At 70.7% G+C, this 23,915-nt stretch carries 25 protein-coding genes and 3 tRNA genes; 11 read left to right on the top strand and 17 right to left on the bottom strand.

Features of this window, described 5'->3' with window-relative positions:
• Positions 1-57: 57 nt before the first annotated feature.
• Together ACGFIV_RS20225 and ACGFIV_RS20230 are read left to right on the top strand one after the other, a co-directional pair.
• Positions 58-1,014 carry a helix-turn-helix domain-containing protein gene (locus ACGFIV_RS20225; RefSeq protein ID WP_358556904.1) on the top strand — a complete coding sequence of 319 codons (957 nt, stop codon included), beginning with the start codon at positions 58-60 and terminating at the stop codon, positions 1,012-1,014.
• Positions 1,015-1,168: 154 nt separating this feature from the next.
• Positions 1,169-3,052: a propionyl-CoA synthetase gene (locus ACGFIV_RS20230; RefSeq protein ID WP_358556950.1), complete on the top strand. Its 1,884-nt coding sequence runs from the start codon at positions 1,169-1,171 to the stop codon at positions 3,050-3,052.
• Between the two features lie 180 nt (positions 3,053-3,232).
• Here the strand turns inward: ACGFIV_RS20230 and ACGFIV_RS20235 are convergent.
• A tRNA-Ala gene (locus tag ACGFIV_RS20235) sits at positions 3,233-3,305 on the bottom strand.
• Positions 3,306-3,469: 164 nt separating this feature from the next.
• On the opposite strand from ACGFIV_RS20235, the gene ACGFIV_RS20240 reads away from it, so the two are divergent.
• The gene (locus ACGFIV_RS20240) at positions 3,470-4,018 is read left to right on the top strand and encodes a hypothetical protein (RefSeq protein WP_358561741.1); all 549 of its coding nucleotides are present in this window, start codon (positions 3,470-3,472) and stop codon (positions 4,016-4,018) included.
• 75 nt (positions 4,019-4,093) lie between these two features.
• On the opposite strand, the gene ACGFIV_RS20245 is transcribed toward ACGFIV_RS20240, so the two are convergent.
• On the bottom strand, positions 4,094-5,590 hold the full coding sequence (locus ACGFIV_RS20245; protein ID WP_392836804.1) for a von Willebrand factor type A domain-containing protein: 1,497 nt from the start codon (positions 5,588-5,590) through the stop codon (positions 4,094-4,096).
• Between the two features lie 217 nt (positions 5,591-5,807).
• On the opposite strand from ACGFIV_RS20245, the gene ACGFIV_RS20250 reads away from it, so the two are divergent.
• The gene (locus ACGFIV_RS20250; RefSeq protein WP_392836807.1) at positions 5,808-7,205 is read left to right on the top strand and encodes a selenium-binding protein SBP56-related protein; all 1,398 of its coding nucleotides are present in this window, start codon (positions 5,808-5,810) and stop codon (positions 7,203-7,205) included.
• A 13-nt stretch (positions 7,206-7,218) separates the two neighbouring features.
• A complete protein-coding gene (locus ACGFIV_RS20255) occupies positions 7,219-7,821 on the top strand; it encodes a hypothetical protein (RefSeq protein ID WP_392836811.1) in 603 nt (200 codons plus the stop codon).
• 22 nt (positions 7,822-7,843) lie between these two features.
• Here ACGFIV_RS20255 and ACGFIV_RS20260 read toward each other — a convergent pair whose 3' ends face one another.
• The 3 genes from ACGFIV_RS20260 to ACGFIV_RS20270 form a co-directional block, all read right to left on the bottom strand.
• Positions 7,844-8,635 (bottom strand): SDR family oxidoreductase, encoded by a 792-nt coding sequence (locus ACGFIV_RS20260; RefSeq protein ID WP_392836814.1) that lies wholly within the window; start codon positions 8,633-8,635, stop codon positions 7,844-7,846.
• Between the two features lie 143 nt (positions 8,636-8,778).
• Complete coding sequence (locus ACGFIV_RS20265; RefSeq protein ID WP_358558272.1) at positions 8,779-9,432, bottom strand: methyltransferase domain-containing protein; 654 nt, start codon at positions 9,430-9,432, stop codon at positions 8,779-8,781.
• Between the two features lie 193 nt (positions 9,433-9,625).
• Entirely contained in the window at positions 9,626-10,111 is a 486-nt protein-coding gene (locus tag ACGFIV_RS20270; protein WP_358558275.1) for a GNAT family N-acetyltransferase, read from the bottom strand.
• Positions 10,112-10,384: 273 nt separating this feature from the next.
• Between ACGFIV_RS20270 and ACGFIV_RS20275 the strand changes: the two genes are divergently transcribed.
• Entirely contained in the window at positions 10,385-11,764 is a 1,380-nt protein-coding gene (locus ACGFIV_RS20275; RefSeq protein ID WP_358558278.1) for a cellulose binding domain-containing protein, read from the top strand.
• Positions 11,765-11,833: 69 nt separating this feature from the next.
• Here ACGFIV_RS20275 and ACGFIV_RS20280 read toward each other — a convergent pair whose 3' ends face one another.
• The 3 genes from ACGFIV_RS20280 to ACGFIV_RS20290 all read right to left on the bottom strand — a co-directional run bounded on the left by ACGFIV_RS20280 (position 11,834) and on the right by ACGFIV_RS20290 (position 13,967).
• On the bottom strand, positions 11,834-12,394 hold the full coding sequence (locus ACGFIV_RS20280; RefSeq protein ID WP_358558281.1) for a UTRA domain-containing protein: 561 nt from the start codon (positions 12,392-12,394) through the stop codon (positions 11,834-11,836).
• Positions 12,395-12,486: 92 nt separating this feature from the next.
• Positions 12,487-12,559: transfer RNA gene (locus ACGFIV_RS20285), tRNA-Ala, on the bottom strand.
• A gap of 172 nt (positions 12,560-12,731) precedes the next feature.
• Positions 12,732-13,967 carry a CynX/NimT family MFS transporter gene (locus tag ACGFIV_RS20290; protein WP_392836821.1) on the bottom strand — a complete coding sequence of 412 codons (1,236 nt, stop codon included), beginning with the start codon at positions 13,965-13,967 and terminating at the stop codon, positions 12,732-12,734.
• 200 nt (positions 13,968-14,167) lie between these two features.
• Here ACGFIV_RS20290 and ACGFIV_RS20295 point away from each other — a divergent pair, with 200 nt between their 5' ends.
• The 3 genes from ACGFIV_RS20295 to ACGFIV_RS20305 all read left to right on the top strand — a co-directional run bounded on the left by ACGFIV_RS20295 (position 14,168) and on the right by ACGFIV_RS20305 (position 15,108).
• Complete coding sequence (locus ACGFIV_RS20295) at positions 14,168-14,347, top strand: DUF3073 family protein (protein WP_358558287.1); 180 nt, start codon at positions 14,168-14,170, stop codon at positions 14,345-14,347.
• Between the two features lie 43 nt (positions 14,348-14,390).
• Entirely contained in the window at positions 14,391-14,720 is a 330-nt protein-coding gene (locus ACGFIV_RS20300) for a metalloregulator ArsR/SmtB family transcription factor (protein ID WP_358558290.1), read from the top strand.
• A 127-nt stretch (positions 14,721-14,847) separates the two neighbouring features.
• Positions 14,848-15,108 carry a hypothetical protein gene (locus ACGFIV_RS20305; protein WP_358558293.1) on the top strand — a complete coding sequence of 87 codons (261 nt, stop codon included), beginning with the start codon at positions 14,848-14,850 and terminating at the stop codon, positions 15,106-15,108.
• A gap of 77 nt (positions 15,109-15,185) precedes the next feature.
• Here the strand turns inward: ACGFIV_RS20305 and ACGFIV_RS20310 are convergent, their stop codons facing one another.
• The 5 genes from ACGFIV_RS20310 to ACGFIV_RS20330 form a co-directional block, all read right to left on the bottom strand.
• Positions 15,186-15,962: an SRPBCC family protein gene (locus ACGFIV_RS20310; RefSeq protein ID WP_358558296.1), complete on the bottom strand. Its 777-nt coding sequence runs from the start codon at positions 15,960-15,962 to the stop codon at positions 15,186-15,188.
• A gap of 56 nt (positions 15,963-16,018) precedes the next feature.
• On the bottom strand, positions 16,019-16,402 hold the full coding sequence (locus tag ACGFIV_RS20315; RefSeq protein ID WP_358558299.1) for a hypothetical protein: 384 nt from the start codon (positions 16,400-16,402) through the stop codon (positions 16,019-16,021).
• Positions 16,399-16,761: a hypothetical protein gene (locus ACGFIV_RS20320; RefSeq protein WP_358558302.1), complete on the bottom strand. Its 363-nt coding sequence runs from the start codon at positions 16,759-16,761 to the stop codon at positions 16,399-16,401. Before ACGFIV_RS20320 ends, ACGFIV_RS20315 begins: the two co-directional genes overlap by 4 nt.
• Positions 16,762-16,886: 125 nt before the next feature.
• Entirely contained in the window at positions 16,887-17,753 is an 867-nt protein-coding gene (locus ACGFIV_RS20325) for a hypothetical protein (RefSeq protein WP_358558305.1), read from the bottom strand.
• A 375-nt stretch (positions 17,754-18,128) separates the two neighbouring features.
• Complete coding sequence (locus tag ACGFIV_RS20330) at positions 18,129-19,400, bottom strand: FAD-binding protein (RefSeq protein ID WP_392836831.1); 1,272 nt, start codon at positions 19,398-19,400, stop codon at positions 18,129-18,131.
• Positions 19,401-19,749: 349 nt separating this feature from the next.
• Here ACGFIV_RS20330 and ACGFIV_RS20335 point away from each other — a divergent pair, with 349 nt between their 5' ends.
• Positions 19,750-20,208: a DUF1877 family protein gene (locus ACGFIV_RS20335; protein ID WP_392836835.1), complete on the top strand. Its 459-nt coding sequence runs from the start codon at positions 19,750-19,752 to the stop codon at positions 20,206-20,208.
• A 347-nt stretch (positions 20,209-20,555) separates the two neighbouring features.
• On the opposite strand, the gene ACGFIV_RS20340 is transcribed toward ACGFIV_RS20335, so the two are convergent.
• The 4 genes from ACGFIV_RS20340 to nadD all read right to left on the bottom strand — a co-directional run bounded on the left by ACGFIV_RS20340 (position 20,556) and on the right by nadD (position 22,714).
• Positions 20,556-20,628, bottom strand: a tRNA-Ala gene (locus ACGFIV_RS20340).
• Between the two features lie 192 nt (positions 20,629-20,820).
• Positions 20,821-21,477 (bottom strand): histidine phosphatase family protein, encoded by a 657-nt coding sequence (locus ACGFIV_RS20345; RefSeq protein ID WP_358558317.1) that lies wholly within the window; start codon positions 21,475-21,477, stop codon positions 20,821-20,823.
• Entirely contained in the window at positions 21,470-21,877 is a 408-nt protein-coding gene (gene rsfS / locus ACGFIV_RS20350; RefSeq protein WP_358558320.1) for a ribosome silencing factor, read from the bottom strand. Before rsfS ends, ACGFIV_RS20345 begins: the two co-directional genes overlap by 8 nt.
• A 231-nt stretch (positions 21,878-22,108) precedes the next feature.
• Complete coding sequence (gene nadD, locus ACGFIV_RS20355) at positions 22,109-22,714, bottom strand: nicotinate-nucleotide adenylyltransferase (RefSeq protein WP_358558323.1); 606 nt, start codon at positions 22,712-22,714, stop codon at positions 22,109-22,111.
• A 172-nt stretch (positions 22,715-22,886) separates the two neighbouring features.
• Between nadD and ACGFIV_RS20360 the strand changes: the two genes are divergently transcribed.
• Positions 22,887-23,900 (top strand): M48 family metallopeptidase, encoded by a 1,014-nt coding sequence (locus ACGFIV_RS20360; RefSeq protein ID WP_358558326.1) that lies wholly within the window; start codon positions 22,887-22,889, stop codon positions 23,898-23,900.
• Positions 23,901-23,915: the final 15 nt, after the last annotated feature.

Genomic DNA, 23,915 nt, shown 5'->3' on the forward strand with positions numbered 1-23,915 from the left:
TTCCGGCCCACATACCGGGCGAGTGGCTTGATAGCCAATATGTGAAAGAATCCGGCCATGGCTCATCGCGTCGCGGTCCTCGCCCTAGACGACTTCGCCACCCTCGACCTCGGGATCCCCGGCCAGGTCTTCTGGATCGCCGAGGACGCCGCGGACCGCCGGCTGTACGAGGTCGTGACCTGCACCCCCGGCGGGCGGCCCGTGCGCAGCTCGGCGGGCTTCAGCGTCGTGCCCGACCACGATCTCTCGGTCCTCCGCACGGCCGACACCGTGGTGGTCCCCGGCATCCACGGCGGCTCGCCGCTCGTCGACGGCACCGTGGACGACGAGGTCCGCGACGCCCTGCTGGAGGCGTCGTCACGCTCCCGGCTGATGTCGATCTGCACGGGGGCCTTCGTGCTGGCGGCGGCCGGGCTTCTCGACGGAAGGCCCGCGACGACCCACTGGAGGAACGCCGACCGGTTCCGTTCGCTGTTCCCCCGGGTCCTCCTCGACCCCGACGTGCTGTTCATCGACGACGGCGACCTGCTGACCTCGGCGGGCGTCGCCGCCGGCATCGACCTGTGCCTGCACGTCGTCCGGCGCGACCACGGCAGCGAGGTGGCCAACCGGGCGGCGCGGCGCTGCGTGACCCCGCCCTGGCGGGAGGGCGGCCAGGCGCAGTTCATCGAACGCCCCCTGCCCGAGCCCGGAGGCGCCACCACCGCCCCCACCAGGGCCTGGATGCTCGAACGGCTGGGAGAGCGGCTCGACCTCGCCACCCAGGCCAGGCACGCCCGCATGAGCGTGCGCACGTTCACCCGCCGGTTCCGCGAGGAGACCGGGCTGAGCCCGGCCCGATGGCTCAGCCGCCAGCGCGTGGAGCACGCTCGCCACCTGCTGGAGACCACCGACCTGCCGGTGGACCAGGTGGCCGTCCGGTCGGGCTTCGGCACGGCCGTCTCGCTACGCCAGCACCTGCACGCGACCGTGGGCGTCGCGCCGCTGACCTACCGCCACACCTTCAGGTCCTGAGGGGGTCACGGCTCACCGCGACGGCCGGCCCCGGTGTTCCGCAGCACCGTCCAAGGCCGATCAGAGCCTGCCGCCCGCCCGGAGACCCTGTCGTTCTCCGGCTCCGCGCGCCATGATGGCGAGCGTCTGACCAACCGACAGTGAGCAGGTGAGCATGTCGTACGCGGAGGTCTTCGCGAATGCCATCACCGATCCCGACGGCTTCTGGGGCGACGCCGCCAAGGCCGTGAGCTGGGACCGCGCCCCCGACAAGGTGCTGGACGCGGAGGGGGCACCGTTCTACCGGTGGTTCAGCGGCGGGGAGCTGAACACCTGCCACAACGCGCTCGACAGGCATGTGGACGGTGGGCGGGGCGACCAGGCGGCCCTGGTTTACGACAGTCCCGTCACCGGCACGGCCCGCACGTACACCTACGCGGAGCTGCTGTCGCAGGTGGCGCTGTTCGCCGGGGTGCTCAGGGGGCTCGGCGTCGGCAGGGGCGACCGGGTGGTCGTCTACATGCCGATGGTGCCCGAGGCCGTGGTCGCCATGCTCGCCTGCGCCCGCCTCGGGGCCGTCCACTCGGTGGTGTTCGGCGGCTTCGCCCCCCGCGAACTGGCCATGCGCATCGACGACGCCCGGCCGGTGGTCGTCGTGTCCGCCTCATGCGGCATCGAGCCCGCCAGGATCGTGCCGTACAAGCCGATGCTGGACGGCGCGCTCGACCTCGCCGGGCACAAGCCCGCCGCATGCGTCATCCTGCGGCGTGAGCAGGCCCCCGCGACGCTGGTGCCCGGCCGGGACCTCGACTGGGACGAGGCGATGGCCGCGGCGGTCCCCGCCGGCTGCGTGCCGGTCGCGGCCACCGACCCGCTCTACATCCTCTACACCAGCGGAACCACAGGGAAGCCCAAGGGTGTGGTGCGCGACAACGGGGGCCACGCGGTCGCGCTGCTGTGGAGCATGCGCAACGTCTACGACATCGCGCCGGGCGAGGTGTTCTGGGCGGCCTCCGACGTCGGCTGGGTGGTCGGCCACTCCTACATCGTGTACGGCCCGTTGCTCCTCGGCGCGACGACGGTCCTCTACGAGGGCAAGCCGGTGGGCACGCCGGACGCGGGGGCCTTCTGGCGGGTGATCGCCGACCACGGCGTGAACGCGCTGTTCACCGCGCCGACGGCGTTCCGGGCGATCAAGAAGGAGGACCCGTCGGCGGCGCTCCTCGCCAAATACGACATCTCATCGCTCAGGACGCTGTTCCTGGCCGGCGAGCGGCTCGATCCGGACACCTACCACTGGGCCACGGAGAACCTGGGCGTGCCCGTGGTCGACCACTGGTGGCAGACGGAGACCGGCTGGCCGGTGGCCGCCAACCTGCGCGGCCTCGCCCCCATGCCGATCAAGCCCGGCTCCCCCACGGTCCCCGTGCCGGGGTACGACGTGCGGGTCCTCGATCCGGACGGCGGGGTCTGCGCCCCGGGCGAGGAGGGCGCGATCTGCCTGCGCCTGCCGCTCCCTCCCGGCACGCTTCCCACGCTCTGGCAGGACGACGAGCGCTATGTCGCGTCCTACCTGTCGGCCTATCCCGGCCACTACCTGACCGGCGACGGCGGCCACCTCGACGAGGACGGCTACCTGTTCGTCATGGGCCGCACCGACGACGTCATCAACGTGGCCGGGCACCGCCTGTCCACCGGTTCGATGGAGGCGGTGCTGGCGGGGCATCCCGCCGTGGCCGAATGCGCGGTGATCGGCGTCGCCGACGAGCTGAAGGGGCAGGTGCCGCGCGGGCTGGTCGTACTCAAGAGCGGCGTCCAGGCCGACCCCGGCACACTGCGCGACGAGCTGGTACGGCTGGTCCGCGACCAGGTCGGGGCGGTGGCGAGCCTGAGGCGGATCGACATCGTCCCGGGCCTGCCCAAGACCCGCTCGGGCAAGATCCTTCGCAAGACCATGCGGGGCATCGCCGACGGCACCGACGAGCCGGCCCCCTCCACCATCGAGGACGCCTCCGTACTCGACCTGCTGCGCCCGGTGCTGCGAAACCGCGACGCCTGATGGCCGCGGACTTCCAGAAAGCCGGCTCATAGGGCGATCCGGCATCGAAGGCGGGGACCACCCGGCGCAGTCCACCGCGTGTGCGGATCACCTGCCCGGAAACGACGACGATCCCGCCCGATCGAGGTGATCGGACGGGATCGTCAACGCGCATCAGGCCACTTCACGAACGGCCCGGTGTGGAGCTATGGGGATTCGAACCCCAGACCTCCTCCATGCCATGGAGGCGCGCTACCAGCTGCGCCATAGCCCCAGGTCACACCACGGGCGAACATCTGCCCGCTTTCGGTGCCACGCCAGTGTATCGGACATCGCCGGTCGGGCCGAACCGCCGGGGTTTCCCGGGTACGCGTTGACACCGATGCTCACGCAGGGTAACGATTAGTCACCCAAAGTCACCCCCCGTGAGGAGCCGAGATGCAACCGACCCCCCAGGAGCTCAACGCCGGATCCGCCTTCGACACCAGCGACGTCAACCAGGACGGCTACATCGACGAGGAGGACATGAGCCTCGTCGGCCCCATGCTGGCCGACCGCCTTGGCCTGTCCGCCGACGCCCCCGCCCGCGCCCACCTGCGGGAGGCCTACGCCCAGGTCTGGGAGAACATCGTGGCCGAGGTGGGCACCGACGACCAGGGCCGCGTCAGCCGCCAGAGGTACGTCGAGTACACCGTGTCCCCCAAGCTCGACAGGACCGCGTTCATCGTGGCCATCGTCTGGCCCATCACCGACGCCCTCTGGGACGCCCTCGACGCCGACGGCGACCAGAAGCTCAGCATGGAGGAGTATCTCCACCTGTGGTCGGCCTACGAGGTGGAGACCTCCGAGGCGCGCGAGGCGTTCATCCTCCTGGACACCGACGGCGACCGGCATCTGGCGAAGGACGAGTTCGCCCAGGCGATGTACGACTTCTACTTCAGCGACGACGCCAGGAAGGCCGCCATCCCGATCCTCGGACGGTCCTGACGCCCCCGGGCCGGCGCCCAGGGTCCCGCTGACCCCGGCTTGGCGGCCGTGCCGGGCGGCACCCACAGCCCCGGCTCAGTCCAGTGAGCCGGCCGTTCGGATCAGCTCCGCCAGCTCGGCGACCATGGGGTCCTCGGTCGCCGCCGCCAGCCGCGACGCGTGACCGGCCAGGCCGTCGAGGCTCTCGGTGAACAGCTCGTCGTCGGTGTGCCTCAGCCGCTCGGCGAAGGCCGCGACCACCGCGTCCACCTGGAGCCGCGGCGGCGCGGCCTCCCACAGGGCGTCCGCCAGCTCCGAGGTGTCCACCGCGCGGCTCGTCTCGGCCGGTTCCCGGGTGTCGGGGTCCTGCCAGCGGACCGTCGCCATGGCGACCTGCCCCGAGGTCCCCGGCCGCAGCCGCACCGCGTACAGCGCGGTGACCGAGTGGCCCGGCCCCACCTCGCCGCCGTCCTTGGCGTCGTCGCGGAAGTCCTGCTGGGCGAGCGTGCGGTTCTCGTACCCGAGGAGCCGGTAGGACCCGACCGTGGCAGGGTTGAACGCGACCTGCGCCTTGGCGTCACGCGCCCGCAGCTCCAGGCCGGCCGGCAGCCGCTCCGCGAAGATCTCGCGCGCCTCCTCCGGCGTGCTGACGTAGACCGCCGCGCCGTCGCCGTTGTCGGCGAGCTGCTCCATCAGCGCGTCGCCGTACTCCCGCCCGACGCCGACGCACAGCAGCGTGATCCCGTGCCCGGCCTGCTCCTCGACCCGGTCGAGGATGCCCTGCCAGGAGGTGTTCCCGGTGTTGGCCAGGCCGTCGGAGAGCAGTATGACCCGGTTCGTCGCGACCGCACGGAACGCCCGCGCCGCCTCCCCGTACCCGGTGACGAGCCCGGCTTCGAGGTCGGTGGAGCCCTCGGTGCCGAGGGAGTCGACCGCCGCGTGCAGCTCGTCCCTCCGGCTCGCCGGGGTCATGGAGACGCGCAGCCGCGCCTGGTCGCTGAAGGAGACGATCGACACCTGGTCGCCGGGCCCGAGCTGGTCCACCAGGGTGTGCAGGGCCCCCCGCACGAGGTCGAGCCGTCCCGGTTCGCCCATGGAGCCGGACACGTCCACCACGAACGTGAGGTTGGCGGGCCTGCGGGCGGCGGCCTCGGCGGCCCTGGTCCGCAGCCCGACCCTCAGCAGCGCGGACCCGTCCCCCGCGCCCCTGGCCCCGTCGAGCTGGACGGCGAAGCCGTCACCGGACGGCTCGGCGTACCCCTGCTCGAAGGCGTTCACGAACTCCTCCGGCCTGACCCGCGCGGGGTCGGGCAGCCGGCCCTCCTTGAGACCTGCCCGCGCGTAGCCGTACGAGGCGGTGTCGACGTCGAGCGCGAAGGTGGAGATCTCGCCGGCGGACCGGCTGCTGGCCGGGCTCGGCGCCGCGCGCGTGGTGCGAGAGCCGGACGCGCCATCGGGTGCGGTCGTGGCGCGCTCGGCGCCGGACGGGTAGGAGGGTTCGTGCTCCTTGGCGGTCTCGTTGGACGTGGCGCCGCACGCCGAGACGAGCAGGACGAGCGCCACCAGGACGCAGGCGAGGATCGGTGACTTCATCGGGGGCCTCCCTCGTTGTCACCCCCTACGACGGACCGCGCACGGCTTCCGGCCGAGCCGTCACCCAAGCGACTGCCAACCGTTCCCGCCGCGTGACCATCGCCTCAAGCCCAGGAACTTTTCGGACGTACCATCCCGAAACGGAACCGCCCCCTAGACAAGACCGGGTTTCCCTACAAGATTGATGGGTTATTGGTCTCGCCCGAAGGGGGTCATCTTGCTCATCCAGCCCGATCCCACGTTCTACCCTTCCGCCAGGGAAGCCATGGCCGCGCCCCGTGAGCTGCTCGCGTACGTCGCGCTCCTCGACACCGAGGGCGAGGGACGGCCCGACGGGCTCGCGACGGTCGACCTCGATCCGGCCTCGCCCGGCTACGGCACCGTGGTGAACGTCCACGACATGTCCGTGCCCGGCGACGAGCTCCACCATTTCGGATGGAACGTCTGCAGCGCCGCGCTGTGCCCGTACGCGCCGCACCCGCACGTCGAGCGGCGCTACCTCGTCATCCCCGGACTCCGGTCGTCCCGCATCTACATCTTCGACGTCAAGGACGACCCCGCGCATCCCAAGCTTGTCAAGACCATCGAGCCGGAGACCGTGTTCGAGCGCACCGGGTACAGCCGCCCGCACACCGTGCACTGCGGGACCGACGCGATCTACGTCAGCGCCCTCGGGAACGTCGAAGGCGACGCCCCGGGCGGGGTGTTCATGCTCGACCACGACACCTTCGAGGCGATCGGCCCGTGGGAGGCCGACCGGGGGCCGCAGCGGCTGCACTACGACTTCTGGTGGCATCTCGGGCGCGACACGATGATCAGCAGCGAGTGGGGCACCCCGAACATGATCGAGGCGGGCCCCGACCTGGACCTGCTGGTCAACCGCGAGTACGGCCACCGGCTGCACGTCTGGGACCTGCGCAAACGCACCCACCTGCAGGAGATCGACCTCGGCGACCAGCACCAGATGGCCCTGGAGCTCCGCCCCGCCCACGACCCGACCAAGACGTACGGGTTCGTCAACACCGTGATCAGCGTCGAGGACCTGTCGGCGAACATCTTCACGTGGTATCTGGACGACGGCGTCTGGAAGGCCAGGAAGACGATCACGATCCCGGCCGAGCCCGCCGACCCCGCCCTGCTGCCCGAACCGCTCAAGCAGTTCGGCGCCGTCCCGCCGCTGGTCAGCGACATCTCCCTGACGCTGGACGACCGCATCCTGCTCGTCTCCGCCTGGGGCACCGGCGAGTTGCTGGCGTACGACGTCTCCGATCCGCTGAACCCCCGCCAGACCGGGTCGGTCCGCATCGGCGGCATCGTCCGCCGCGACGCGCACCCGAGCGCGCCCGGCAAGGCCCTGAACGGCGGCCCGCAGATGGTCGAGGTGAGCAGGGACGGCAGGCGGGTCTACTTCACCAACTCCCTCTACCGCTCGTGGGACGAGGTGTTCTACCCCGACGGCATCTCCGGCTGGCTGGCCAAGGTGGACATCGCCGACGACGGGTCGATCGCCGTGGACCCGGACTTCCTCGTCGACTTCGCCGGGGACGGGCGAAGGCCCCACCAGGTCCGGCTCCAGGGCGGCGACTCCTCCTCCGACTCCTTCTGCTACCCCTGATCAGCCGGCGGCCATGGAACTCACCCAGTGGCTCGTCCTGGCCGGGTTCGGCGCCTTCCACGGCCTGAACCCGGCCATGGGATGGCTGTTCGCGGTCGCGCTCGGCCTGCAGGAGCGCTCGCGCCGCGCCGTGCTCGCGGCGCTGCCGCCCATCGTCGCCGGGCACGCCGCCTCGGTGCTCGTCACGCTGGCGCTCGTGGCCGCCGCCCGGGTCGCCACGCCGCCGAGGTTCGTCTCGTACGGCGTGGCGGCGCTGGTCTGCGGCTTCGGCCTGTGGAAGCTCCTGCGGCGGCGCCACCCCCGGTGGGTCGGCATGCGCGTCACCGGGTGGCAGCTCGCCGGCTGGTCGTTCCTGATGGCCACCGCCCACGGCGCGGGGCTGATGCTGCTCCCGATCACTCTGTCGGGCCACCAGCACGCCGCGCTCGCGCTGACCGAGCAGGCACTGCTGTTCACGGCCGTCCACACCCTGGCCATGCTCACGGTCACGGCCACTCTCGCGGTGGTCGTGTACGAACGGCTCGGCGTCTCGGTGCTGCGCCGGGCCTGGTTCAACCTGGACCTCGCCTGGGCGATCGCCCTGATCGGCGCCGGAGCCTTCGCCGTCCTGACCTGACCCCTTGTGCCGACCACGCGGGTCACTCTTCCAGCGAGTCGACGAACCTGGCCATGCCGGAGAGCCAGCGGTCGGGGTCGTCGTACTTGCGCCGGACGAACTCGGCCACCTCGGGGTGGGGAAGGATGTGGAACCGCTCGGCGTCGAGGCCCTCGATCACCGTCTGCGCCACCGCCTCGGGTTCGAGGAGCGCGCCGGACGCCAGGACCGCGCGGGCCGTGAGGTGGTGCTCGTCCATGCCCTGGCCGAGCAGCGCCGTGCGCACGCCCTGCGGGCACAGCACGCTCACCCCGAGGCCCTTGGTCCGGTAGTGGATCGAGAGCCACTCGGCGTAGGCGATCGCGGCCGACTTGGTCACCGCGTAGGGAGCGTCCCCCGGGCAACTGATCATGCCCGCGGCCGAGCAGGTGTTGAGCAGATAGCCGCCGCCCCGCTCGACCATCCTCGGGACCATCGCGCCGGCGGCGTACACGTGGGCGAGCACGTTCACCGAGATGGTCCTGGTCCAGTCGAGGTCGTCGGCGTCCAGCCCGTGGCCGGTGATGACGCCGGCGTTGGAGCAGAACAGCCCGACGGGCCCGAAGGCCTCCTCCGCCGCGTCGGCCAGGGCGGTGACCTCCTCCCGCACGGACACGTCGGTCCGTACGGCCATCGCCCGCTCGCCGATGTCCTTGGCGACCCGGGCTGCGCCCGCCTCGTCCAGGTCGGCGACGACCACGCCCGCCGCGCCCTCCGCCGCGAACCGAAGGGCCATCGCCCGCCCGATCCCGCTAGCCGCCCCGGTCACGACGACGACTTTGTCTCGCACCCGCATACGCGCTCTCCGTTCAGACCGACCAGTCGGTATCCGGAACTTAAGCGCCCGCGGTCGCGCCCGTCAAACACCTGCCCGCCCGCCGTCGCCATCGTGCGGCACGGCCGGTACGGGTCGTACGCGACACGGAGTGAGGACGTCTGTCAGAAGGTGTTCCTCCGGCAGTTGAGGAAGAGCTGCATTTCGAGCGGCTCGTCCTCGGTCGCGGGAACGTAGGCCAGGTCCATCTGCTCGCGCACGCTGAACCCCGCCTCCTGGACGACCGCCCGCAGCGCGTACCTGGCGTATCCGGTCATCCGCACGGGCGTGCCGAGGACGCGGATCGGCGCGTCGTCCACGTCGATCTCGACCATGCCGAGGGCCAGCCAGCCGCCGGGGACGAGCAGCTCGTGGAGCGTGAGCAGCGTCATCATGATCTCGTCGCGGCGGAGCATCGACAGGGAGAAGTAGGCCACGACCGCGTCGAACCGCCCGAGGCTGCCGTCCAGCTCGACGACGTCGAGTCGGCGCAGGTCGGCCTCGGGGACGTGCTTCTCGGCCAGGGCGAGCATGACGGGCGAGATGTCGATGCCCGTCACTTCGCATCCGGCGTCCACGAACTGGCGGGCCGTCGGCAGGCCCGTACCACAGCCGACGTCGAGCACCCGCGCGCCCGGGCGCAGTTTGCGCAGGACCCACTCGGCCGACGCGATCTGCCCGCCCTTGTAGGGGAAGGCCTCGTCATATCGCTCACCGATCCGGTCGAACGCGCCGGCCTGCGCGGCCCGGTGCGCCGGGCGCGAGCCTCTCGCTGTCATTCCGTCCACCCAACACTGAGCCGATTCCTGACTCTCCTTAAATAGAGGGATATCACACGCCAAGTCAAGTCCAGTCAGGAGCGGAGTTGACGAAAATAGGGGGATAACCACGGATCTTGCTGTGTATAACGCAATTGCAGATCGCGGCTCGCGGACGACCGTGCAATTGCCGAACTCCGGCGATCCGGTGTGATCAGGCGTCCGGCAGGGCGTCCCACTCCTTCCAGGAGAGGTCCCTGCCGGGCCAGCGCACGGACTCGTACGGCCACGCTTCGGCGATCCACCTCCGCACGACGCGCTCGACCTCTTCCTCCAGCCCCGGCTCCTCCTGGTCGGCCCTGACCCAGAACGACACGTCGGCGTCCGCTCCGAGCTTCTCGGGCGGATCGACGTAGACGCAGCCGAGCAGGCGCGACTCGTCGGGCGTCATGATCGCGTAGTTGAACGAGTTTCGCAGCAGCGCCTCCTTCTGGTGCCAGGCGAGGTCGATGAGGTCCTCCTCAAGCGTCAGCCCGTCCTTCGGCCAGCCCCACAGCGGGAAACGCCCGCGCAGCAGGCCGACGTTGGCCATCACGGCTTCGTAGTCCTTGACGACGTCGTGCACGGTGATGGGCCTGATCCGGAACGACACGTGGTCGACCCCCTGCGGGATCTCGTGCGTGCGGGGCAAGAACGGCATCGGCGTACCTCCATAGCGGGGACCGCGGAGTGCGGCCCCGCGACCAGGCTCGCGTGCCCGGCTTGCTCACCGCTGAGTCCCCGCTTGCCCGGCCTCCATCACCGATCCCCGGTGGAAGTTTCAGACTCGATCTTCACCGACGCCCCGGCGACCTGCGGCGCCGCCCACGGGAGAACGCGGGCGTTGTCCGCCGATTCCGCGCCGACTTAGGGTGACCCCGCCCTGCGAGGGACCCGCGTTCGGTCCCGGGCCACGACGTGGACGGAGACGGCGATGACAGACCTGTACCGCGCTCGACCGACGGGCCCCGCGCCCCGCGACCGCAGGCGCGGAGCGGCCCTGCTCGCCGCCTTCCTCCTGTGCGCTTTGGTCGTGTTCCAACTGTCCGCGAAGGCCATGGCGCTGGCGGACCCTCCCGCGCCGGTGACGGGCAACGCGACCTACTTCGACGCGCTCGGCGCCCCGTACGGGGGATGCGGCCTGCCGCAGTCCGTGCTCGAAAGTCAGGACTTCGTCGCGCTCAACGTGTTCAACACGCCTGGCGACTACGGGAACTACACCCGGCCGCTGCCTCCGTCGATGGCCGCCAAGATCGGCATGTGGAACAACGGGCTCAACTGCGGGCGATGGGTGCGGGTCTCGGTGGCCGACTACTGCACCGGCGTCAACGACGGCGCGCCCGGCCAGGCGTTCTGCCGCAACGGCTCGTGGACGGCCGACGCCTACAACGGGGCCACGCTGAACATGCTGGTCGCGGACAGCTGCGGCGACGCCAACGCCTGGTGCCGCGACGACCCGTACCACCTGGACCTCGCCAAGGGCTCGCTCAACAGGTTCGCCAAGAACGGCGTCCCCGTCGGCGACATGTACCCGAACCACTGGAACAACCGCCACGTCACCTGGTCGTTCGTCTCGGCGCCCGGGTACACCGGCGACATCCAGATCGGCTTCATGCAGGGCGCCCAGCAGTACTGGCCGGCCATCGCCGTGTCACACCTGCGCGACGGCATCCACGGTGTGGAGTACTACGCCGGAGGCGCCTGGCAGAAGGCCCAGATGAACAGTGACATGGGCCAGTCGTACATCATCGCGCCCACCGAGACGGCCGGGACGCGCTACCAGATCCGGGTGCGCGACGCCTCCGACGCGCTCGTCAACAACGGCCGCGTCTACAGCTTCGCCCTCCCTGCCGGATGCTCTCCGTGCGGCGCCGCGTACACCAAGGCGACCTACACCACCGACGGCCCGTCCCCGACCCCCACCCCCACCCCGACGGTCACCCCCACGGTCTCGCCCACCCCCACGCCGACCCCGACCGTCACCCCGACGCCCACGCCCACCGCGGGCGCCTGCTCGGCGTCGTACGCGAAGCAGAGCGAGTGGCCGGGCGGGTTCACCGGCCAGCTCAACGTGACCAACAGGGGCGCGGCGCTGACGAGCTGGACGGTCACCTTCACCCTCCCGGCCGGCATGAGCGTCCAGGGCTGGAACGGCACCTGGACCCAGTCGGGCACCGCGGTGACGGTGAAGAACGCCTCGTGGAACGGAAGCGTCGCCGCCGGAGGCGTGATCAACCTCGCCTTCAACGCGTCGTTCACGGGCACCGCGGGCGCCCTGTCGGGCTTCGCGCTGAACGGCGCCGCCTGCGCGTAGGAGGGGCGCGGTCAGCTCCGCCCGGCCAGGGAGACGGACGCGTAGTCGGCCATCGGGCGGTTCCGATCCCTAGAACTCGTCGGCGCCGGTGACCTGGGTGATGGGGAAGACGTGGCGCGAGGCGGCGCAGATGGTCTCAAGGACGTGGATCGGGGTGCCGTCGGTCGCGTAGGCCGCGCGGACGATCTCGACGATCCACTCGCCCGGGTCGAGCCGCAGCGTCTCGGCCTCGAACGCGGCCGGGCGGCGCGCGACCAGTCGCTCCTCGGCGTGGCCGAAGCGGTGGCCGAGGGCCTCGATGCCGGCCTGGAGGCTCGGACGCACGAAGCCGGGGTCGCAGATCGGGGTGCCGCCGAAGACGTCGAGGCGGAAATAGCTGGTGGCGACGCGCACGGGGACCTCGTCGGCCAGCAGCAGCTTGCGCCGCGCCAGCACGGACGCCCCCGGCTCGACACGCAGCGCCGCGGCGACGTGCTCACCGGCGGGCTCGGGACCGACGTGGAGCATCCGCCGGCCCGCGCGGATGCCCTGGCGCTCGGCCTCGGCCACGAACAGCGACGCCGAACCCCGGACGGCGGGCTCGGTCGGCAGGCTCCGCCGCACCACCACCGGCGGCGTCGATCGTTCCACTGCTACCCGGCCTCCCCGCCCATCGGACCGCGCTCGGGCCCCGAAACAGCGATACCGCCCTGGTGGGGGCGGTATCGGGTCGAACGCGAGGGTGGAGCTATGGGGATTCGAACCCCAGACCTCCTCCATGCCATGGAGGCGCGCTACCAGCTGCGCCATAGCCCCTTGCGATGCGCGGACAGTCTATAGGAATCCGGCCACCACGCGGAAACCGAATCCGGCAGCAGATCAAGGAAGCGGTCCCGGAACGGGCAGCGCATGTCGCGCCGGAGGTGGTGCGGGTGACCAGCGGGCCGGCGGGCAAGGTCGCCCGCTTCCTCCCGGCTGAACCTGCTCGCTAGGCGAGCTCGTCCTCCAGGTAGCGGTCGCCGGCCGCGTACCAGCCGGTGGCGACCTGGGCCGCCACCACCGCGAACAGGAGCGCGAACGGCAGCGTCCAGCCTCCGGTGGAGGAGTAGAGCACGCCCACCACGATCGGGCCGGCCCCGGCGATGAGGTACCCGGCGCTCTGCCCGAAGGCCGACAGGGCCGCAGTGACCTCCGGCGTGCGGGTGCGGAGCGCGAGCAGCGTGAGCGCCAGCGGGAACGAGCCCATGCCCACGCCGACCACCAGGACCCAGATCCACAGCGTCGACGCCGGGCCGGCCAGCATGCCGGTGAAGCCCACGACGTAAAGGGCGGCGAAGCCGACGATCATGGGGCGCTGGCTGCGGACGCGGGCCGCGATGGCGGGCACGGCCAGCGCCACGGGGATGCCCAGCGCCGAGAACACCGCCAGGCTGACCCCGGCCTGGCCGGTGGTGTACCCCCTGTCCTGGAGCAACTGCGGCAGCCAGCCGAACATCACGTAGGCCACGAGCGACTGGGTGCCGAAGTACCCGGCGATCGCCCAGGCCAGCCGGGTGCGCACCAATGCACGGGGCCCGGCGGCGTCCCGCCCGCTGAACCGCTCCGGCTCACTGCGCAGGAGCGCAAGCCACGGAATGGCGGCCACAGCGGCGAGTGCCGCCCACACACCGAGGGCGACGTGCCAGTTGCCGTCGGCGGCCCGCTGGATCGGGACCGTCGCGGCTGCGGCGAGCATGGTGCCGACGGCCAGGGCCGTCGCGTACAGGGTCGTCATGGGCCCGGTACGACGAGGGAAGTGGCGCTTGATCAGGGTCGGGATCAGCACGTTGCCGATCGCGCCCCCGGGGAGCGCCACCACGCTCGCCGCCAGGAAGACGAACGTGGAGTCGATCATGACCCGCGCGAGCAGGCCCACCCCGAGCAGCACGAGCGCGCCGAGAAGCAGGCGATGCTCGCCGACGCGCCGGGCGAGTGAGGGGGTGACCGCGCCGAACACCGCGAAGGACAGCACCGGCAGGGTCGTCAGCAGCCCCGTGGCCACCGCCGACATGCCGAGCGCCTGGCTGACCTGGTCGAGCAGGGGGCCGACGCTGGTCACGGCGGTGCGCAGGTTGAGCGCCGCCAGCACGATGCCGAGCACGACCAGCCATGCGAGCGAGCGCGTCCGGCCCGCCCCCCGTTCGGGTGCGGTCGTCACGAGCCGATCCGGGGCGAGCACACTCATTCGGGGGTCGTTCCTTCATCTGTCGAGCGGGTAATCGAATCATGGGATGATTGGACGACCTCAAGAGTAACAGACATTCGGAGTGGTCATCCGAGCCCCCGGCCCCACCGGGTCAGCGCTCGGGGCGTTACGGACTTGCAGAGATTGTCAATTCGCTAGGATCGCAACGAACTGGTTCGTGTCGGCGAGGAGGGGTGTCGGTGGGACGCGGTCGGGCCAAGGCCAAGCAGGTGAAGGTCGCTCGTGCTCTGAAGTACAGCGGTGGCGGTGATCTGGATTCGCTGCGACGTGAGCTGGGTGTCGACCCGGCGCCCCCCGCGGGCGCCGAGCCCGACGAGACCGGCTCCGACCCCGATCGGGGAGGGAAGCCGGGCGAATGAGGGCGTTCGCCATCGGCGGCGGACCGGCGGGCGGGACCGAGTGATGCCGGTCCCGCTCTACCAGGCCAAGGCCGAGCTGTTCAAGACGCTCGGCCACCCGCTGCGCATCCGGGTGCTGGAGTTGTTGTGCGAGGGGCCGAAGCAAGTCCGCGAGCTGCTGGCCTCGATCGAGGTGGAGGCGCCCAACTTGTCGCAGCAGCTCGCGGTGCTGCGCCGCGCGGGGCTGGTGACCGCCCGGCGCGACGGGTCGACGGTGGTGTACGAGCTGGCCGGGGCCGATGTGCCCGAGATGATGCGGTCGGCCCGCAGGATCCTGACCGACCTGCTGGCCGACCGGCGCGAGCTGCTCGCCGAGCTTGAGTCGACCGTGTGAACGTCCGCGAAGCGCTTCGCCGGCTGTCCGGCCTGCTGCCCGGACGTTCCGATTGGACGGCCGCCCGCCGCTCGCCGGGCCGCGACCTTGTGGCCGGGCTGATCGTCGCCGTGGTCGCGTTGCCGCTGTGCTCGCCGCCGGCACCCTGGTCGGCCGGATCCCGCTCGCCGCGCTCGCCGGGGTGCTGCTGGCCACCACCGTCCGCATGGTCGAGGTCGGCTCCCTGCGCGCCCTGGCCCGCGCGACCCGTGGCGACGCCATCGTGCTCGTCCTGACCTTCACCGTCACCGTCGTGTTCGACCTCATCACCGCCGTGGCCGTCGGTCTCGGCCTGGCCGTGGTGCTCGCGCTGCGCGCCGTCGCTGCTCCCCACCGGCTGACCGGCTGAGCTCCGGGAACGCCGGAGGGGACGGGGTCCGTGACCCTGTCCCCTCGCCGTCTCCTCCCGCCGTCCTGGCGGCCTCGTCAGGCGAGGCGCTCCGGGGTCAGCGGCGGCTCGTCGTCCCAGCGCGGGGTGCCCTTCGGGGAGACCGGGCCGCTGCCCGGCGCCGGGAGCGGGGTCTCCGGCGGGTACTCCCGCCGCACCGGCTGCGGAGGCATCGGGTCACCGGCCGCGTAGGCGGGCCCGGAGCCGCTCCTCGGGTCCGGCACTGTGCCGGTCGGGGTGCCGGCCGGAGTGCCGGCCGGGGTGGTGCCGACGGGGACGCCGGGGCCCGAGGTGGTGCCCGGTCCCATCAGCACGTCGCCGTCCGGAGCCGTACGGGCGGCGGCTCCGTGGTCGCTGTCGAGAGGCGTCGGCACCTCGCCGCGCCAGCCGCCGGTCTCGAATCCCTTGGACTCGATGAACTCCTTGAACCGCTCCAGGTCGCCGTGGACCCGCATGCGGACCAGTTGCAGCATGTCTCCGACGGTCTCGACGACCCCCTCGGGGTCGAACTCCATCTGGAGCATGACGCGCGTGGTGTCGTCGGTGAGGCGGTGGAACGTCACCACGCCGGCCTGGCGCGGCTCCTCCAGAGAGCGCCACGCGACGCGCTCGTCCGGTCTCTGCTCGGTGATCTCCGCCTCGAACTCACGGTGTACGCCGGCGACCTGGACGCTCCACGCGAGGCGGGTGTCGTCGAGCTGCTTGACCGACTCCACGCCTTCCATGAACTCAGGGAAGCTCTCGAACTGGGTCCACTGGTTGTAGGCCGTCCGCACGGGCACGGCCACGTCGACCGAGTGCTCGATGGTGCTCATCAGGCTTCCTCCCTCTTTGTGGGTACGGAAACCAGCCCTGCCCCCAAGAGCGTGGCCTATTCGGACTTTCGCGTGCGGAAAATCCAGTAGAGGCCGATCACCGGCAGCACCAGCGGGACGAAGCCGTAACCGCTTCCGTACCCGGACCAGACGGTGGCGTGCGGGAACGCGGCCGGGTCGAACACGCTCAGCGTGCCCACGATCAGCACCCCCGCCAGCTCGATCGCGCACGCCGCGAAGGCCAGGCGGCGGGCGCCGCGCGCGAGCGCCACCGTGAGCACGATGTAGACCGCCGCCGCGAACGCGGACAGCACGTAGGCGAGCGGCGCCTCGTGGTACTTGGTGGCGATCTGCACGCCCGCCCGTGCTCCGGCCGCCAGCGCGAAGATGCCGTACACGGCGACGAGAAGCCGGCCCGGCCCGGTGTTCACCGCGGTCACGGGGTTCCCTGCCAGAGCTGCAGCAGCCGGCCCACCATGACGGGGATGGCGAAGCAGCCGACGGCCGCGACCGCGGGCCCCCACCGGGTGCGCTCGCCGAGCGCCCAGAAGGCCGCGACCGGCGGGATCAGGATGGTGCCCGCGAGGTAGCCGATGAACGTCGCGGTCTCGTGGGGGTGCTCGCCACCGATCACCTTGGCGACGCCGATGCCCGCCTGTGCCAGCAGCGCGAGCTCCAGCAGCCCCAGCCCGACGAGCAGCACCATGCCCATCGGCCTGTTCCTGATGGCCACGATCACGCACAGCGCCGCCAGCAGCAGCGCGCCGACGATCAGACAGGTGGCCAGGGCGCCGATCATCGCACGGCACGGAGACTCGGGAACATGGGAGGTAGATTATCGGGCCCCCACCTCGGCCTTCCTCGCGAGGAGCCCCTCCCCGGCGCGTGACCGGGGAGAGGGCCCCGCGAGCGGGTTTCGCGGGATCAGTGGCAGTTGACCAGGACGACGGACACGACGGTGCACTGCACCGATTCCACGTCGTTCGAGCTTACGGGGTCCACGGGGTCGGAGGCCGTGCGCGTGGCCGTGAAGGTGTACGGCACGCCGATGCTCAGCAGCCCGATCGGGACGGTGAACTTCTTCGTCACCGACGCCCCGAGCGCGACCGGCCCTGTCGTGCAGGTGACGGCGCCCGAGCCGGTCGCGCAGTCGCCCGAGACCCCCGAGAGCCCGCCGGGAAGCGGGGTCCTGACGGTCGCGGAGCGCAGCACGCCCGGCCCGTTGTCGGTGACCCGCACCGTGAACTCGATCTTCGGGACGAGCAGGGCCAGCTTGGGCGAGGCGGTGAGGCGTACGGCCGCGTCGGCCTGGCTGATGATGGTCAGCGCGGGCCCGGTGACGATCTCCGAGGCGTAGTTCGAGCCGCGCAGCTCACCCTGGAAGGTCTGCTCCCCCGGCTGGGCGTTCTGCGCGATCGCCAGAGTGAGGACGACGGTGGCCGAGGCGCCGCCCGACAGGGCTCCGACGGGCGCCTCGAAGCCGATGGGCCCGCTCCCGTCCGAGACGGTGGTACACGGGCCGCTCGCCCCGGTGCATCCGGTCAGCGTGGCGTACGACGGGAGCGCGGCGGGGGTGGTGAACACGCGCGCGGCGGCGTTGAGCACCGTGAAGCCGTGGATGTTGGTGACCTGCACGGTGACCGTCACCGAGTCACCGGTGTTGACCTGGGAGGACGAGAGCGAAAGCGCGACCTCGGGCGGGTCGGCGGACGCGGGGGTGGCAAGGAGCGGGGACATGACCATCGCGACGGCCATGGCCACCAGGGCGAGGGGGTGCCGGAGGGATCTCATCGCAGCCTTTCGAGCTCGAAGACCTGAACCCTCCGACTATGGCCGCTGATATCCAGATTGGCAGCTAATTGCGGTTATTTGGTCACGATAAGTAGTGGCCAATTGTGGACACCGGCCGCCGACCTACCCCCTCCGGACATCCGGCGGCCGGCCCTCCGGGCAAGCGGCGGGCCGTGGACTCCCATGGCAATTGATCTGAATGTCATCCACGGCTCGCTCCGGCGAAACATCGAGAGAGGAGATCCGCGTCGGAAGGCACTTCACACAGACATCGGGGAGACGTGTGGCGACGCGCCGACCGCCGAGGGCAGGGGACGGCCCTTTTGAGGCGTGACGCGTCGCCGTACGTCTGAGCCCGTCTGGCCCAGAGATCGCTCAGGCGTCGTCGAGCACGTATGTGGCGACGAACTCGTTGGCGAACTTGGCCGACGGGTCGTACCGCCGCGCCAGACGGCGGAAGTCTGGCAGCCGCTCGTACCGGGAGCGCAGGGTCCCGGGCGGCACGGTGAACAGCTTGCCCCAGTGGGGCCTCGGCTCGTAGGGCGCGAGCCGCTCCTCGATCAGGCCGAGGACGGGAAGCACCGCCGGGTAGTCCTTGATCCAGGTGAAGTGGAAGGCCACGGTCTCCCGGCCGTAGGCGGGGCTCAGCCACTGCTCGTCCGAGGCGATCGTCCGGATCTCGGAGATCTGCAGGACCGGGGCGATGTGATCGCGCAGGCCCTCCAGCGCGTGCAGGGCCTCGACGGCGTGTCGCCTCGGCACCATGTACTCCGACTGCAACTCCTCGCCGCTGCTCGGCGTGAAGTCGGCCCGGAAGTGCGGCAGGCGCTCGAACCAGGGGCCCGGGACGCCCATCTGCTCCGTGCAGTGGACGGCGGACACCCCGGGGACGGGATGCCGGGGGGCATCCGCCGCCGTGGCCCCGAACAGATCGGGCGCGGCCGGGGAGCCGCCCGCCTCGTCGAGGCGCTGCTTCACCCAGACCTGGTTGATCCGCGAGGTCCGCCAGTCGGTGAACAGGCTCACGCTGTACGCGCTGGAGACGACGTCCCCGAAGTGGTCGTCCAGGACCTCGACCGGGAGCCCCTCGTAGACGTACTGCCGCACGTCGAACGCCGGCACGATGTCCAGCGTCAGGCTCACGACCGCGCCGAGGGCTCCGAGCGCCACGACGGCGCCGTCGAAGCGGTCACCGTCCCCCGCGCGGCTGAGGACCACCACGTCGCCGTCGGCGGTGACCATCTCGACGGCGGACACGGACGTCGCGAGGTTGCCGTTGCCCTCACCCGAGCCGTGGGTCGCCGTGGCGCAGGAACCGGCGACCGAGATGTGCGGCAGGGACGCCAGGTTGGGCACCGCGTACCCCTTGGCGTGCAGCCGCCGGCCCAGCTCGGCGTACCGCACACTCCCGGCGACCTTGACCGTGGCGGAGCCGGTGTCGATGTCCACGCCCTGCGGCAGGCCGTCGAGCGAGACCAGGGTGCCGGGCGAGTCGGCGATGTCGTTGAACGAATGCCCGCTGCCGAGGACGCGCACCCTGGCGCTCCGCGAGATCAGGCTCCGCAACTGCTGAAGGGAGGAGGGCCGGTCGACACGCTCCGCGCGGAAGACGAGGTTCCCCGCCCAGTTCTTCGGCCTCTGGGTCAACTTTGAATCCCCTGATTCGGCATGAAGCAGCCGGTTCCGGCCACTGGTTGCACCCTACGGGCACGCCTACGTCCTCGACGATTCCCTACGCGGCCGCCCGGCACGTCCGCGAACCTAGCTTCGGGATACCGGGGCCGCGTGGCCTCGCCCTACACTCGGGCAGGTCTACCGACACACGTCGCAGCACATGCCCGATCACGCGGTACTGGCGGAGGAAGTCCCTGTGGGATTAGATTTGTTCACCTCGGCGGTTCGGCTGAACGCACCCTCGACGCGTCTCATCCAAGTTGATCCTAAGGCGCGGGAACTCGCCTCACTTTGGCTTTTCAGTCCCCCTGAGGACAAGCCGTTGTCCAACCTCGATCGCAGACTGCTGGCCATGCTTCCCGAAGGGTTCCGTACCACCGACCCATTCCCGGACCGCTCCTACAACCAGGCCGAATATCTCCTCGACCCGGCGGCCTATAGAAAGCTGAGCGACTGGCCCAAGCGGGAATTGTCACTGCCATACCGGATCATCCAAGGGGACCGGCGCTTCGCCGACCGTGGAAATCTGGGCGTTCCCTGGCGGTGCTCCACGACGTCCTTCCTCGCTGAAGCCGCCGCCACGATTGACGCGCTCGATGTAGCGGCTGCCCGTCAGGAATTCTCCGTCGTCGAAATGAGCACTCTTGGCGTCTACAAGGTGCACGAGACCGAACCTGATGACGAGGCGTTCAATCGGGTGCTGGGCAGGCTGCGGCAGCTTGCCCACTACTACCACCAGCTCGTTGCGCTCGACTTGGACCTCATCATCGCAGTTGAGTGAGCTGGAAAGGGTAGCGGCAAGCCAGGACAAATCTGCGGGGCGTGTTGGAAGGTGTGGCCCAAGCCGGGGCGGCCGCACGGCAGCAGGCGGACGAACTGCGCCAGTGGCGCCACCCCAGCCCCCCGACGAGCCCGACACAGCCGGCGTCGCTATGCCCAACGACGCGAACTCCCTCATCAACCAGCACCCTGACACCACCCCGGGCCTTCCCGGACACCCGCTCTGAGTTCCCAAACCAGGACGAACCCGATTCGGAAACTCCCTGAAACGACAAGATCCCGCCTGATCTCGATGATCAGACGGGATCCCGCCAACTTCAGTCCGGCCGTTTCGAGAACGACCCTGCGTGGAGCTATGGGGATTCGAACCCCAGACCTCCTCCATGCCATGGAGGCGCGCTACCAGCTGCGCCATAGCCCCTGGTCACCGCTCCGGGTGTTCCCGTCACGGCGCTCGGAGAGCATATAGCGACACCCTGCCGTTGACCTAATCGACACCTGCGCGACGCCACGGAGACCCCGGACGAGGCCCGATCGGAACGGCTCGGCACCGGGCCGGCCGAGGTACGGCTTGCGCCCCGCGCGCCCGGCGCAAGCCGTACGAAAGGCCCCTCTAACTCGCCGCGGAGGCGGATTCGGGCCTGTCGTCGCTGTTCACGGGCTCCGGAAGCGTGCCCGCGTTGTGTTCGAGGAGGCGCCAGCCCTTGCGGCCCTCCTGGATGACCGACCACGAGCAGTTGCCGAGGCCGCCGAGGGCCGGCCACAGGTCCTCGGGAAGGCCGAGCAGGCGTGCCACGCCCAGCCGGATCGCCGCGCCGTGGGAGGCGATCACGAGCAGCCCGCGGTCCTCCACCCGGGCGACCCACCGGCGGGTGGCGGCGGCGACGCGGTCGGCGACGTCGGTCACCGTCTCGCCGCCGGGGGCCTCCCACTCGGCGTACTGAACCGGCCAGCCGGCCGCGATCTCGGCGCGGGTCAGGCCCTCCCACTCACCTCCCCCGCGCTCGCGCAGGTCCTTGTCGACCATGACGTCGAGCCCCGCGAAGCCCCCGAGCGCGGCGGCCGTTTCCTGGGCACGCCGGAGGTGGGAGGAGACGATCAGCGAGGGCCTCAGGGACGCGAGCAGCGAGGCCGCCCGGCCGGCCTGGGCGATGCCCGTCTCGTCGAGCGGGATGTCGGTATGGCCCTGGAACCGCTGCTCGACGTTCCACAGCGTCTGGCCGTGGCGCCAGAACACGACGCGACGGCCACCGGGCTTCCCCTCACTCACCTGCCGTCCCGTTGCCCCGCTGGGCCCGGACCTGCGTGACGCTGTCGGGGAGCGAGATGGCGGGGCAGTCCTTCCACAGGCGCTCCAGGGCGTAGAAGGTGCGGTCCTCCTCGTGCTGGACGTGGACCACGATGTCCAGGAAGTCGAGCAGCACCCAGCGCCCCTCGCGCTCCCCCTCGCGGCGGACCGGCTTGGCATGGGCGTCGATGCGCAGACGCTCCTCGATCTCGTCGACGATGGAGCGGACCTGGCGGTCGTTGGAGGCGGAGCAGAGCAGGAAGGCGTCGGTGATGACGAGCTGCTCGCTCACGTCATAGGCGATGATGTCATCCGCCAGCTTCTCGGCCGCGGCCTCGGCGGCGAGCCGGACGAGCTGAAGTGATCTTTCCGATGCGGTCACGATGTGGGTTGTTCCTCCTGTGCGGCGAAGACTTGGCGTACCCATCAAATCTAGCGATTGTCCTGCCAGGTTCGCCCGGGGGGCAAATATGATTTCTCCGTTCGAACGGTCAGGGCTTGGCCCTCGCCCCGCTCCGCCACCTTCGGCCTGGTCGCGTCCACCGGCTGACCAGGCGGTGACGCGCCCGTCCCGCGCCCGTCGTCGCCCGTGAAGCCCCGCGCGGGGCCGTCATCAGGATGCCTGGTACAGGCCCCGCTTGTTGATGTACTGAACGATCCCGTCGGGTACGAGGTACCAGATCGGCTCTCCGGCGGCCACCCGCTGGCGGCACTCCGACGACGAGATCGCGAGCGCCGGGATCTCGATGAGGCTGACCTTCCCCTTCGGCAGCCCCGGATCCTGCAGCACATGGCCCGGACGGGTACAGCCCACGAAATGCGCCATGGTGAAAAGCTCGTCGGCGTCACGCCAGCTGAGGATCTGCGACAGGGCGTCGGCTCCGGTGATGAAGTACAGCTCCACGTCCGGCTCGTACAGCGCGGCGATCTCCCGCAGCGTGTCGATCGTGAACGTCGGTCCCGGGCGGTCGACGTCGACCCGGCTCACCGAGAACCGCGGATTGGACGCGGTGGCGATGACCGTCATCAGGTAACGATCTTCCACGGCCGAGACGGCCTTGTCCGCCTTCTGCCACGGCTGTCCCGTCGGGACGAACACCACCTCGTCCAGGTCGAAGTGGTGGGCGACCTCGCTGGCCGCGACGAGGTGGCCGTGGTGGATCGGGTCGAAGGTCCCGCCCATGATGCCAAGCCGCCTGGTGGGGGCCCCATTCCTCATGCGAGGGACCCTAACGTGCGCCTCCGTGGAGCCACGGAACCGCCCCCCGCCGAAGCCGCGGCCCGGGAAGACGCCCCCGGCAGGCCCTCCTCCCCCCTGGGAGAGCTTCGACCCCACGAAACCGGGCCCTTGTGCCGCGCGCGGGCATCCGCCCCGACGTAGCATGCCGACCATGACCACCACCACCCCGGATCGCAACCGTGTACAGCTGCCCGGCATCAGCTCCCGGGCCTACGAGCATCCAGCTGACCGGTCGGCCCTGGTCGCGATGCGCTCCCTGTCGGGATTCGACTCGGTGCTCAAGCGCACGTCCGGCCTGTTCAGCGAGCGCCGCCTGCGGCTGATGTTCCTCGCCTCCTCCGTGCGCGCGAGCGAGACCCAGTTCCGAGCCCTGTACGACATGGGCCGCGACAGCGCGTACCTCCTCGATCTCCACCGCATCCCGGAGATCTACGTCCAGCAGGATCCCCAGCCGAACGCGATGGCCATCGGCTTCGACGACCCGTTCATCGTGATCAACACCGGCCTGCTCGACCTGATGGACGAGGAGGAACTCCGCTTCGTCGTCGGGCACGAGACCTCCCACATCCTGTCCGGGCACGCCGTCTACGGCACGATGCTCGCGATCCTGACGCGGCTCGCCACCCGCGTGGCGTGGATCCCGCTCGGATACATCGGGCTGCGCGTCATCGTCACGGCGCTGGAGGAGTGGCACCGCAAGGCCGAGCTCTCCTCCGACCGTGGCGGCCTGCTCTGCGGCCAGGACCCCGAGGCCGCCATGCGGGCCCTGATGAAGCTGGCCGGGGGCTCCCGGCTCCACGAGATGAACATCGAGGCGTTCCTCGACCAGGCCCGCGAGTACGACACCGCCGGTGACGTGCGCGACGGCCTGCTCAAGGTCCTCAACCTGCTCGGCACCACCCACCCCTTCGCGGTGATGCGGGTGGCCGAGCTCGACCGGTGGCGGCGCGAGGGCGAGTACGAGTCCATCCTCGCCGGCGACTACCCCCGCCGCGAGGACGACGCCGACGCCAAGCTCTCCGAGGAGGTCAAGGCCGCCGCGCGTTCCTACCGCGAGTCGTGGGCGCAGTCCCAGGACCCGTTCATCGGCGTGCTGCGCGACGTCGCCGAGGGCGCCGTCAACGCAGGCGAGCGCATTTTCAACCGGTTCGCCCGCAGGGACTGAGCACCGAATCCGTGG

It is taken from the genome of Sphaerisporangium sp. NPDC049003 (assembly GCF_043197795.1).
Taxonomy (GTDB): Bacteria; Actinomycetota; Actinomycetes; order Streptosporangiales; family Streptosporangiaceae; genus Sphaerisporangium.